Genomic DNA, 10,584 nt, shown 5'->3' with positions numbered 1-10,584 from the left:
CCCCAGAAACGGCAGGACAGCCACCGCCAGAACAATGATTCCTAGGCCTCCAAGAAAATTCAATTGGGCGCGGTAATAGAGGATAGATTTTGGCAAATTGTCGATGTCGTTCAACACCGAGGCTCCAGTCGTCGTGATGCCGGATACCCCTTCAAACACAGCATCGGACAGGGAAAGGTTGAGACGGCTGTCCAGGTAAAAAGGCATGGCGCTGATGACGGAAAAGATCAGCCAAAAAAGTACGGCCACAATGAAGCCGTCCCGAGTTTGCAGTGTCTTGTCACCACGGCTGGTAATCTGCCAGCCAATCAGCCCAACGAAAAATGCCAGGACAAATGTTATAAGAAAGGAGGTCAGGTCCTCTTCGCTAAAGACCAATCCGACTAAAGCCGGTACAGGCATGGAAAGACTGTAAAGTAACACCAGAAAACTGCATAAGTGTAAGACGGTGACCAACCGCGAGCTTTTTTGCATTCTCAGAACCGGATACGACAACGATCCTTTGAAGCCTATGCAGACGGCACATAAAGTCTCTAGATGGCACTCACAGCAGAAAGTAAAGAAACCGTAAAAAAACCGGGGTCATCGACAGATGAGGGCTTTTTTTACGTAATCTTTATGTGAGGTGAGTCCGGGGTGGTGGAAACTTTACAGTGGCATTCAGTAGCGTAGGTTGCCAGCTTCAAGGGAAAGTTCAACGGTATCCAATGCTAATGACGACGGTTGGTCCAGACCAATGAGCGCCTATCAAAGCAGGTACCTCGGCTTCATACGGGATCTGGTACTGTCTTCGCTGTGGCTATTGTTTCTTGCTGTGTTAAACCGGAAAAGTAGTGTGCCGATAGTGTCGATCCTGCCCTACCTGTTCCCCGTGGTAGTTGTTTCCTGGCGTTATGGATTGGGCTGGGGATTTCTGTTTGCTGCACTGGGAACCTTGGCAGCCATGCCTGGAGACTATTTGAAGGAGCACCAAATGAAGGACTTGTACTGGGCCGCCTTCACGACTTATTTGAAACTCACCACGGTTGCAGTGGGAATCATTTGGGGTAGAAAGATCGGCCATCGGCGGAAGGGCCGTAACTAGATACAGCCTCTGGGTATCCTGTAAATCACTGCAGGCTGTGTGGCTGGCTTTATTCCCTCCTGCCGCCGTGGAGGGGGTTCACGGTATGGTTGCCTTAAAGGTCAGCCTACCCCGCAGTGTGCTGGCATTTTTCACCGACGCCATGTGCCTGAAGCTAGCCACCATGGCCGTCCCCCTCTTGCATCTCGGCCTGGACTGGTATGACCGCTGGCAGACGGTGATTCTCTACGAGGATGCCTTTGTGCCGAACCGACCCTATCGCACCGAGGATGGCGTGGTGCATCCCAGAGGTCCCCATCAAAGGGGTCCGCATCACGCCTGATCGAGGCCCTGGAGCATCACTGAACGCGCTTAGAAACTGTGAGGGAATCCTTGCAACGCCTGAATCTGCTCGATCAACGACTCCTCGTCAGCGTGACGGTGGTTGTGCCACTGATCGAAATGAATCAGCTCCTCGAGCGGTACTCGAGGCAACCAGCCAGCGCTTTCCAGCTCCGGTTTCTGGTAGAAGTGGCTGACATACCCGACACAGAGATAAGCGATCGGCACGATATTGGAGGGGATGCCCAATGCTTCCTGTAGCTTCCGCAGCTTGACGATACTGACCCAGCCCACTCCCAGCCCTTCGGTCCGGGCCGCCAGCCACAGGTTCTGCACCGCACAGACGCTGCTGTAGACATCCATCGACTTGATATGGGTACGGCCGATCACCGCTGGTCCGGTGCGCTCGCGATCACAGGTGATGCAGATGTTGACCGGCGACTCCATGATGCCTTCGAGCTTGAGCTTACGATAGGTGTCGCGCTTCGCCTCGGGAAACATCTCCGCCGCCTCGTTATGGGCGACAGTAAAGGCTTCGTGGACCTGCTGTTTCACCGCCGGATCCCGTATCACCATGAAATCCCAGGGCTGCATAAAGCCAACCGAGGGGGCGTGGTGAGCGGCGTAGAGCACCCGGCTCAATACCTCATCGGGAATGGCGTCGGGTTTGAACTGCCCTCGGACGTCACGGCGATTGAAGATGGTTTTGTAGAGCCCCTGGCGATCGGCATCGTCAAAATCGACGGCCGGCTGGTGATCGGCCTCCGAAGGGCGTTGGGTGACCGCGGTGCGGTTGATGGAATCACGGTTGTCGGCAGTTGCGGCAGCGCTTGTCTGCGGGTTTTCCATAAGTATTCCCCTTATATGGAAATAAGCGCAGCGCCTGTCCAAACACTACGAATTCACTGTCAGGCCGGTCTTCTGACTCAGGTTCATCCTACGCAGAGGCCTTCCCGGCAATATGCCAGTGGCCGCATGATCCGTTCTGCGTAATCCCCTTCACAGCGTTGGGCACGTATCGGAGTTACACCGATTTCCCGATTCTCCCGTTACCGTAGGCTGGTTTCGGGCACCTGAAAGTACAAGGCGTTCTTTATAGGCAGTCGCCACGATACTGTCAAACAACGAGGCGCGGAAGCGACAAAAAGATCGATCCCCGAAAGACGATCTGCAATCAATAGGGTCAAATAAAACCTACCCCTTTAGGTGGTCCTTTAGCGCGCTCTTTTCCTTGAGGAAATCGTAGGACTGTCCTGTAATCCAGTTATGGATGAGTGCCATTTTTCAATAGCGGGGTCGGATCAAGGCCGCGTCCACGGCGGTTGTATTCAAAGATTGAATGAGCAGAGGAGCCATCAATGACCATCCACATTGTGCGTCTCGGTACAGACAAGGCAAAGGATGAAGGCCTGCGCATCGGCACGGTCCGCCGTCCGCTACGGGGCGTGCCCAAGAGCGAGTTTGCCTCGCAAAACTGGTAGGGTATCTGGGGTCAGTGGATATCTGAGGTCAGCGTAAAAACCTATTGAATCTTGGTCCATTCAAGACATTTTCCTGCACTTGGATATGGCGCGTTAACTATGTTTAAGAGATTGCGAAACTGGTTGGAAAACCGCCGTATTAAAAAAATGGCTTTTACCGCCGAGCAGTGGGAATCCGCCATTGCCGACTGGCCAGTGATGCAGCGCTACCAGGGTGCCGAGCGCGACGCCCTGCGGGAGATGTGCTTTCGCTTTCTGGTGCGCAAGACCTTTGTTTCCGGTAGCGGGTTTCAATTCAATGACGCCATGTGCCTGAAACTGGCCACCATGGCCTGTGTGCCCGTGCTGCATCTCGGTCTGCACTGGTACGACCGCTGGCAGACGGTGATTCTCTACGAGGACGCCTTTGTGCCGAACCGCCCCTATCGCACCGACGATGGCGTGACTCATTCTCGAGGCCCCGGCCTGAGCGGCGAAGCCTGGTATCGGGGGCCGGTGATTTTGTCCTGGCAGGATATTTGCGAAAGCGGGGCGGATACGCGCCACGGCAGGGCCAGCAATGTGGTGATTCACGAGTTGGCCCACAAGCTCGATATGTTGCGCGACGGCGCCAACGGCGCGCCGCCGATGCACCCGGACATGCGCCCCGGCGAATGGCACGATATTTTTACGGCGGCCTGGGATCGCCTGCAGAATGATTGGCGACACCACCGTCCGTTGCCACTCGATGACTATGCCCTGACCAGTCCGGCGGAATTCTTTGCGGTGTGCAGCGAGGCGTTTTTCGAGGCGCCAGAAACCATGAAGGAAGCCATGCCCGAGGTCTATCGGCTGTTGTGTCAGTTCTATCGCCAGCAGCCGGTGCCGCTAGCAATACCGGCTATGTAGCCTGTCCGTGGTTGAGGATGATTTGGGCTGGATGACACTATACTTCGGGTTCGGTGTAAAAAATTATTCTTCAACTGAAGTAAGCATCCGAGTGAGATCATCGGGTTATGAGCACTAATCTCGTTTGCCTGAAAGCCACTCTGCGACGCTGGACGCTGATTCTGGGCGTGCTGCAAATCACCGTCGGCTGTGTGGTCGGTTTTATTCCCCCAACCGCCGTGGAGTGGTTTCGCGGCATTGTGATGGCCCATATCGAGTTCACCGCCAACGGCGTGCTGATGATTGTGCTCGGCCTGCTGGTGAATGAACTGCGCCTGGGATCGCTGACTTTGAAATTGTGGTTTGCGCTGTTGCAGGTCGGCACCTGGAGCAACGGCGCGGCAGGGGTGATGGCGGCCTTTCTTGGTGCCACATCACCGCTGATGCCAACCCTCAGTGAAAAATTTCCGCCACCCCACGGCATCGACAATTCGCTGGTTACCGCCACCCTGATGCTCTGTGGTGTCACCATCGCGCTCGCGTTGTTGCTCACTTTGTATGGCCTGCTCCGGGCCGGGAGGCAGGCGTAACTGCCCACCGGTACCCGTAAAGCCGTTGGGAGGCTGACGGCGGCAGTCGCGATTGAACAGGTGTAGAAACTGAACCCGGCCAGCGACTGTGCGGTCGGGTTTTTTGTTGAGGCGCACTCAACGAGAAGTATTCAGGGGCAGGTGGATTTCCACTCTCAATCCGCCTTCCGACCGATTGGCCAATGCCAGGAATCCCCCCATGTTGCGGATAATGTTCTGGGTGATTGACAGCCCCAGGCCGATGCCACCGGTTTCCGAGCTGCGGGATCGTTCCAGCCGGTAAAAGGGCTGGCTGACCTTTTCCAGTTGATCTTCGGGAATTCCCGGACCCGAGTCGCTGGTGGTGATGACCAGGTATTCGCCGGGACAGGTCAGCTCGATGTGCGCCGTGTGACCGTATTTGATGGCATTGTCGATGATGTTCTGCAGCGCCCTGCGCAACAGGCTGGCCCGGCAGGGCAGGGTGACTGGGTCGCACCGGTTGTCGTCGGTGACCTGGACGCCTTCGTCGCGCAGGTCGTCGCACAGGCTTTCCACCAGGGCCGTGACGTTCACCATGCGAACCGGCTCGCTGGACTCGTAGCCGCGCACATAGGCAAGCACCGATTCGATCATCTGTTTCATGTCGCTCACTACCCGCAGCAGGCCATTGCGTTCTGCGTCGTTTCCGAGCAGTTCCGCACGCAGTTGCAGCCGGGTGGTGGCGGAGCGCAGGTCGTGGGAAATTGCCGCCAACATCTCAGTCTGACCGTGGACCAGACGGGATAGGCGGGTTTGCATGCGGTTGAAGGCCTGGGCTGCGCGGGAAACTTCCGGCGGACCACCCCCGTCGAGTGGCGGGGTGTCGAGATTGACGCCTATGGTATCCGCGGCTCTGGCCAGTCGTTGCAGGGGAGCAGTGGCCTTGCCCACCAGAAACCAGGTCAGCAGCAGGGCGATCAGGGCCACCAGCAGGAGATAGGCGAGCACCGAGTCAGCCAACAGCGAACTGCCCTTGGGCAGAATGGCGTGAAAAATGGTTTGCTCGCTATCGGGAAAATTGACAAAGACCAGTACATCAAAACCGCGGGATGAAAACTGCTTGCCGGCGAATTGGGGCAAGTCCAGGCTGCGTACGCAGATTTCTCCGTCCAGCCCGGGTATCGTCTGGAAAGCGGTCTTGATGCGCGCGCCCATGCGCTCGGCGAAGGCGTTTTCCTGACAGGCGACCTCGTCAATGGAGACGATCTCCGGGAAGGTGGCCAGAAACTGGGTTTGCGCCGCGGCGAGGATTTGCTCCCGGTCCTGGTTGGGGAAACTGCTGGCGAGGTTGACGATGCCGATGATGCGGTCGGCGAGATCGGTGGCCTCGGTCAGCAGGATATTGCGTTCGCGGTTTTGTTCGAACAGCAGCAGGCTGGCGATCTGGGAGAGCACGAACACCGCGCAGAGAATCAGGGTGACCCGGGCTTTCAGGGAAAGGGTTGGCAGTCGGGTCACGACTTCTCTACGCTACAGGAGAAAATATAACCGGTACCCCAGGCCGTTTTGATGATTTGCGGGTGTTTGCCGTCGTCTCTCAGCTTGCGTCGCAAACGGCTCACCTGAATATCGATACTGCGGTCAAAGGGCGTGCTGTTGCGGCCCTTGGTGAGGTCCAGCAGCCGGTCCCGGGACAGAGGAATGCCGGGGTTTTGCACGAAAACAAGCAGCAGAGCCGTCTCACTTGCAGAAAGCGGGGTGGCAATGGAGTGATCGTCGAGGATCTCCATGTGTGCCGGGATAAACCGCCATTGGCCGAAACGGATGGTGCCGGTGTGCTGCACCCCTTCGCTGCGGGTGCGTCGCAACACGGCCCTGATACGGGCGATCAACTCCCGGCCGCTGAAGGGTTTGACGATGTAATCGTCCGCGCCCAGCTCCAGTCCCACTACCCGGTCGATTTCCTCATCCTTGGCGGTGAGCATGATGATCGGCGGCATGCCGGGGTCGGAGCGAAGCTGGCGGCAGAGTTCGAATCCGTCGCGGTGGGGCAGCATGACATCCAGCAGGATCAAGTCGGGTTTTGACTCGGTCAGTCTCTGAAACATCTCGTCGCCATCCCCGGCGACATAGGCGCTGTAGCCTTCGGAGGTCAACAATCGGGAGACCAGATCCCGGATGTCCTCGTTGTCGTCGACGACCAGAATGTGGGGCGATGCCAGGAAACTGTTTGCATTCATAAGGAGTCAGCCGGCTGAAGAGGTAGGGGTTATTTTCTGCTGGCAGCTGCGTCAACCGCTACCTTACACCAGAAAATCGGCCAGTACACGACAGAGATTGATCGACACAATTTGTTACATTTTTCGTAATACTTTTCCGCTACATGGGTGAGAGAGTAGCTGGAGAATTATAACAAGTGGTGATCCTGTGCAGAACGTACTGAAAACCATAACCGGTCACTTCGTCGTTTTCCTGATGTTAAGTGGCTTGATGATTAGCGAGGGGCAGGCCATAGAACCCATGAGTGGCGAAACCCTGTTGTCGTCCTGTCGGGGATCGTCCGGCGGGCAAGGTGGCGGCAATGAAGGTCAGGCGGCATGCCTTGCCTATATACAGGGTTATCTGGACGCCATCGATCAACTGACTCTCCAGAAAGACGACTCCTTCCAGCGGCGGGCGCTGGAGACCCGTGCCAGGGGACAGATGATTACGAAAGGTGTCGTTGGTCGCAATCCCTACTGTTTTCCACCAGGGCTGACGCTGTCGGAGGTGATTGAAAAGCTGAACAGTGAAGCGGGCTCGGCAGCAGGTAGTTCCAGTGGAGCCGAGGTGCTCTCGGCCGTGCTCAAAAAACACTTTTCCTGTCCCTGATGGCCTGCTCGGAGTGTCGTAGCGATGAAGCTCCAGAGCAGATATGAGTCAGGAGCGGATGCCCTGAAATACAGACTAAGCCTATTCTGCCTCCTGGCTGTGCTCTGGTTGGGCAATTCCGGTCACTACTCACCATTGCTGTTGGGGTTTGGTCTTGCCTCAGTCATTTTCGTGATCTGGGTTTTGCAGTGTCTGAAGGTGGTGGACCAGGAATCCCAGCCGCTGCACCTGACCTTTAGGCTTCCCAGGTTTTTCATCTGGCTGACCGTCAAAATCATTCGCAGCAATATCGATGTGGTACGCCACATCTGGCTTGGCAATTGCTCCATCAGTCCCTGTGTAACCCGCCTTCCCCTCGGCCAGAAGAGCGACCTGGGGCGGGTGATCTATGCCAATGCCATCACCCTGACGCCCGGCACCGTGGCAATGGACATGGACGATGACACTGTGCTGGTACATGCGCTCACCCGGGCCGGTATTGAGGAACTGCGGGAAGGTGAAATGAGGCGCCGGGTGGCGGAGCTGGAGCCCTAGATGTTGACGGTGGTGGTAGTTGCGCTGTTGGTGGTCATGGTCATGGCGTTGAGCCGGGCCTTGCTGGGTCCGACCATCTATGACCGCATTCTGGCGGTGAATGTGTTCGGCACCAAGACCGTGTTGCTGATTGCGGTAGTGGGGTTCCTGTTCGGCAGACCGGACTTTCTGGATATCGCCCTGGTCTATGCGCTGATCAACTTCATCAGTGTCATCGGGGTACTTCGTTACTTCGAATACAGTAATGATCGGCCGCAAAGGGATAATCCGTGATCGCCCTGTTGTTGGAAGGGATCAGCGTTCTTTGTCTGGGCGGCGGTGTTTTCCTGCTGGTATCCGGTGGCATTGGGCTGCTGCGTTTCCCTGAAGTATTCTCCCGGATGCACGCCGCCGGTGTGACCGAAACGCTTGCCGCCAGCCTCATTCTGGTGGGGCTGATGCCCTTGGCAGGCTGGGGCATCGTGATGTTCAAGTTGCTGCTAATTCTACTGTTCATCCTCATTACCAGTCCTACTGCCAGTCATGCGTTGGCGAAGGCGGCGGTACACGGTGGACTGGGCATTGATCCCGGCAGGAATGAAACATCCTGAAACAACTTTGCTAGGAGCAGGCTCATCGAACTTGTACTGGACATCGCATTGCTGCTGTTACTGGTCATCACCGCATTGGCCATTGCTTGGCTGCGTGATCTATTCGCTGCGGTCATGCTGGCCGGTATCTATGGCCTGTTGTCGGCCAGCTTTTTTGTGTCGGCGGATGCTGTCGACGTGGCTTTTACCGAAGCGGCAGTGGGGGCGGGCATTTTTCCACTGCTGATGCTGGCGGCATTGGCATTGGTGGGGCGTTATGAGCAGACTGCTTATCGGCGCCCGCTGATGTCACTGCTCCTGGTCTCCATCACCGGGGCCACGCTGGTATTGGGGACACTGGATATGCCTGCATTTGGTTCCGCCGATGCCCCGCCCCACAACCATGTGGCCGTGCGATACATCGAGGAGTCCCCGAAAGAGATCGGGATTCCCAATATGGTGACCTCCGTGCTGGCGGACTATCGTAGTTTCGACACACTCGGGGAGGTGACAGTGATTTTCACCGCGGCCATGGGCGTGTTAGGGCTGCTGTTTACTGGCCGCGCCGCGTCATCCGGCTCTGTGAAGGAGCGGGCAAACATGTATGACCATCGGGTGCTTCGGGTGGTCAGCAAGATGCTGATTCCATTGATTCTGCTGTTTGCGTTCTACGTGCAGTTCCACGGCGAATATGGTCCGGGGGGCGGCTTTCAGGCGGGGGTTATCTTTGCCGCCGGCATCATCCTCTACGCCATGCTGTTTGGCTTCGGCCATGCCCAGCGGGTGGTGCGACCGGCGCTGTTGCAGATACTGGCAGCGTGCGGTGTGCTGATTTACGGCAGCGTGGGCGTGGTCTGTCTGCTGAGTGGCGGCAATTTTCTCGACTACAGCCAGTTGCTGCCGGAGCCTCTGGCCGGTCGGCATCTGGGAATACTGGTTATTGAGCTGGGAGTAGGCATAACGGTTGCGTCGGCAATGATCCTGATCTTTTACGCCTTCGCTTCGGCCACAGTACACCCTGAGGAAGTGGCCTGATGCTGACGGAGCTATATAACTACTGGGTGGTGATTCTGCTGATGATGACCGGCTTTTATATCGTCATCGTGCAGGGCAACCTGATCAAAAAACTCATCGGTCTCAACCTGTTCCAGACCTCGGTCTTTATTTTCTATATCAGTCTCGGCAAGGTCAGCGGTGGTTCGGCACCGATTTTTTCCGAGGGAGTAAACAGTTATTCCAATCCCCTGCCCCATGTGCTGATTCTCACCGCCATTGTGGTCGGCATTGCCACCACGGCGCTGGCGCTGGCGCTGGTGATACGGATTCGCAACGCCTATGGCACGGTGGAGGAAGAAGAACTGCAGCAGAGGGACCTGGAGTGTTGAGTCAGCTGCCCATTCTGCAGGTAGTTGTCCCGCTACTGGCCGCACCCGCCTGCCTGCTGCTGGATAGATCCCGTCTGGTGTGGATCTTCACCGTGCTGGTCTGCGGGCTTTCCCTGTCGATCAGTATGCTGTTACTGCACCAGGTCTACCAGCACGGCACCCTCAGTTACGGCCTGGGTGGCTGGGATGCCCCCTGGGGAATCGAATACCGCATCGATCTTTTGTCGGCCTATGTGATGCTGGTGGTCAGTGGCATCGCCACGCTGGTGATTGCGGCGGCCGGAACGGGGCTGGAGCGGGAAATCCCCCCGGAAAAGCAGACCTTTTTCTATGTGACTTACCTCCTTTGCCTGGCGGGTCTGCTGGGGATTGTCGCCACCGGGGACATCTTCAATGTGTTTGTATTCCTGGAAATCTCATCCCTGGCTACCTATGCACTGATTGGCTACGGCAAGGATCGGCGAGCCCTGTGGGCCTCCTACCAATACCTGATTGTGGGCACCATCGGCGCCACTTTTATCCTCATTGGCATTGGGTTCCTGTACAGCCTGACTGGCACCCTGAATATGCAGGATCTTGCAGCACGGATACCTGACGCTGCGGGCAGCCGCACTGCCTCTACCGCCTTTGTCTTTATTGTGGTGGGGGTGTGCCTGAAATTGGCGTTGTTTCCGTTGCACCTGTGGTTGCCCAACGCCTATGCCTACGCGCCGTCGCTAGTGACCGCATTCCTGGCTGCCACGGCGACAAAGGTAGCGGTCTACCTGCTGATACGTTTGCATTTCTCCGTGTTCGGGGAGCAGTTCGCTTCATCGGCCCTGCCCCTGCACGGTATCCTGCTGACCCTTGGTCTGGCCGGGGTGTTTGTCGCCTCTCTGGTGGCCATTTTCCAACCCGATATCAAACGTCTGTTTGCCTATT

General features: G+C 56.8%; 16 protein-coding genes and 1 riboswitch. Of the genes, 12 read left to right on the top strand and 4 right to left on the bottom strand.

Annotation, left to right across the window (positions count from 1 at the left end):
• Positions 1-423 (bottom strand): potassium transporter TrkG (locus ABY948_RS08145; protein ID WP_461482030.1); only part of this gene is annotated, 423 nt, incomplete at its 3' end.
• Positions 424-736: 313 nt separating this feature from the next.
• Here ABY948_RS08145 and ABY948_RS08140 point away from each other — a divergent pair.
• Together ABY948_RS08140 and ABY948_RS08135 are read left to right on the top strand one after the other, a co-directional pair.
• Positions 737-1,084: a hypothetical protein gene (locus ABY948_RS08140; RefSeq protein ID WP_461482029.1), complete on the top strand. Its 348-nt coding sequence runs from the start codon at positions 737-739 to the stop codon at positions 1,082-1,084.
• Between the two features lie 85 nt (positions 1,085-1,169).
• Entirely contained in the window at positions 1,170-1,406 is a 237-nt protein-coding gene (locus ABY948_RS08135) for a zinc-dependent peptidase (RefSeq protein ID WP_461482028.1), read from the top strand.
• 29 nt (positions 1,407-1,435) lie between these two features.
• Here the strand turns inward: ABY948_RS08135 and bluB are convergent, their stop codons facing one another.
• A complete protein-coding gene (bluB, locus tag ABY948_RS08130) occupies positions 1,436-2,254 on the bottom strand; it encodes a 5,6-dimethylbenzimidazole synthase (protein WP_461482027.1) in 819 nt (272 codons plus the stop codon).
• A gap of 45 nt (positions 2,255-2,299) precedes the next feature.
• A riboswitch (cobalamin riboswitch) is annotated at positions 2,300-2,497 on the bottom strand.
• A gap of 266 nt (positions 2,498-2,763) precedes the next feature.
• On the opposite strand from bluB, the gene ABY948_RS08125 reads away from it, so the two are divergent.
• From ABY948_RS08125 to ABY948_RS08115, 3 genes are all read left to right on the top strand, one after another.
• Positions 2,764-2,886: a DUF488 family protein, N3 subclade gene (locus ABY948_RS08125; RefSeq protein WP_461482026.1), complete on the top strand. Its 123-nt coding sequence runs from the start codon at positions 2,764-2,766 to the stop codon at positions 2,884-2,886.
• A gap of 99 nt (positions 2,887-2,985) precedes the next feature.
• On the top strand, positions 2,986-3,774 hold the full coding sequence (locus tag ABY948_RS08120; RefSeq protein ID WP_461482025.1) for a M90 family metallopeptidase: 789 nt from the start codon (positions 2,986-2,988) through the stop codon (positions 3,772-3,774).
• A 107-nt stretch (positions 3,775-3,881) separates the two neighbouring features.
• Positions 3,882-4,343 carry a hypothetical protein gene (locus tag ABY948_RS08115; RefSeq protein ID WP_461482024.1) on the top strand — a complete coding sequence of 154 codons (462 nt, stop codon included), beginning with the start codon at positions 3,882-3,884 and terminating at the stop codon, positions 4,341-4,343.
• Between the two features lie 117 nt (positions 4,344-4,460).
• On the opposite strand, the gene ABY948_RS08110 is transcribed toward ABY948_RS08115, so the two are convergent.
• Together ABY948_RS08110 and ABY948_RS08105 are read right to left on the bottom strand one after the other, a co-directional pair.
• Positions 4,461-5,822: a sensor histidine kinase gene (locus ABY948_RS08110; protein ID WP_461482023.1), complete on the bottom strand. Its 1,362-nt coding sequence runs from the start codon at positions 5,820-5,822 to the stop codon at positions 4,461-4,463.
• A complete protein-coding gene (locus tag ABY948_RS08105; protein WP_461482022.1) occupies positions 5,819-6,544 on the bottom strand; it encodes a response regulator in 726 nt (241 codons plus the stop codon). The genes ABY948_RS08110 and ABY948_RS08105 overlap by 4 nt, the downstream gene beginning before the upstream one ends.
• 187 nt (positions 6,545-6,731) lie before the next feature.
• Here ABY948_RS08105 and ABY948_RS08100 point away from each other — a divergent pair, with 187 nt between their 5' ends.
• The 7 genes from ABY948_RS08100 to ABY948_RS08070 form a co-directional block, all read left to right on the top strand.
• On the top strand, positions 6,732-7,175 hold the full coding sequence (locus ABY948_RS08100) for a Rap1a/Tai family immunity protein (protein WP_461482021.1): 444 nt from the start codon (positions 6,732-6,734) through the stop codon (positions 7,173-7,175).
• A 24-nt stretch (positions 7,176-7,199) separates the two neighbouring features.
• Entirely contained in the window at positions 7,200-7,709 is a 510-nt protein-coding gene (locus ABY948_RS08095) for a Na+/H+ antiporter subunit E (protein ID WP_461482020.1), read from the top strand.
• The gene (locus ABY948_RS08090; RefSeq protein ID WP_461482019.1) at positions 7,710-7,982 is read left to right on the top strand and encodes a monovalent cation/H+ antiporter complex subunit F; all 273 of its coding nucleotides are present in this window, start codon (positions 7,710-7,712) and stop codon (positions 7,980-7,982) included.
• Positions 7,979-8,299: a monovalent cation/H(+) antiporter subunit G gene (mnhG, locus tag ABY948_RS08085; RefSeq protein ID WP_461482018.1), complete on the top strand. Its 321-nt coding sequence runs from the start codon at positions 7,979-7,981 to the stop codon at positions 8,297-8,299. Before ABY948_RS08090 ends, mnhG begins: the two co-directional genes overlap by 4 nt.
• Before the next feature lie 24 nt (positions 8,300-8,323).
• Complete coding sequence (locus ABY948_RS08080) at positions 8,324-9,313, top strand: Na(+)/H(+) antiporter subunit B (protein WP_461482031.1); 990 nt, start codon at positions 8,324-8,326, stop codon at positions 9,311-9,313.
• Positions 9,313-9,663 carry a cation:proton antiporter subunit C gene (locus ABY948_RS08075; RefSeq protein ID WP_461482017.1) on the top strand — a complete coding sequence of 117 codons (351 nt, stop codon included), beginning with the start codon at positions 9,313-9,315 and terminating at the stop codon, positions 9,661-9,663. Before ABY948_RS08080 ends, ABY948_RS08075 begins: the two co-directional genes overlap by 1 nt.
• On the top strand, positions 9,657-10,584 hold a 928-nt coding region (locus ABY948_RS08070), incomplete at its 3' end, for a proton-conducting transporter transmembrane domain-containing protein (RefSeq protein WP_461482016.1). The genes ABY948_RS08075 and ABY948_RS08070, both read left to right, overlap by 7 nt.

This window comes from Porticoccus sp. (assembly GCF_041592135.1).
GTDB lineage: Bacteria > Pseudomonadota > Gammaproteobacteria > Pseudomonadales > Porticoccaceae > Porticoccus.
This window is presented reverse-complemented; position numbering and strand designations above follow the sequence as displayed.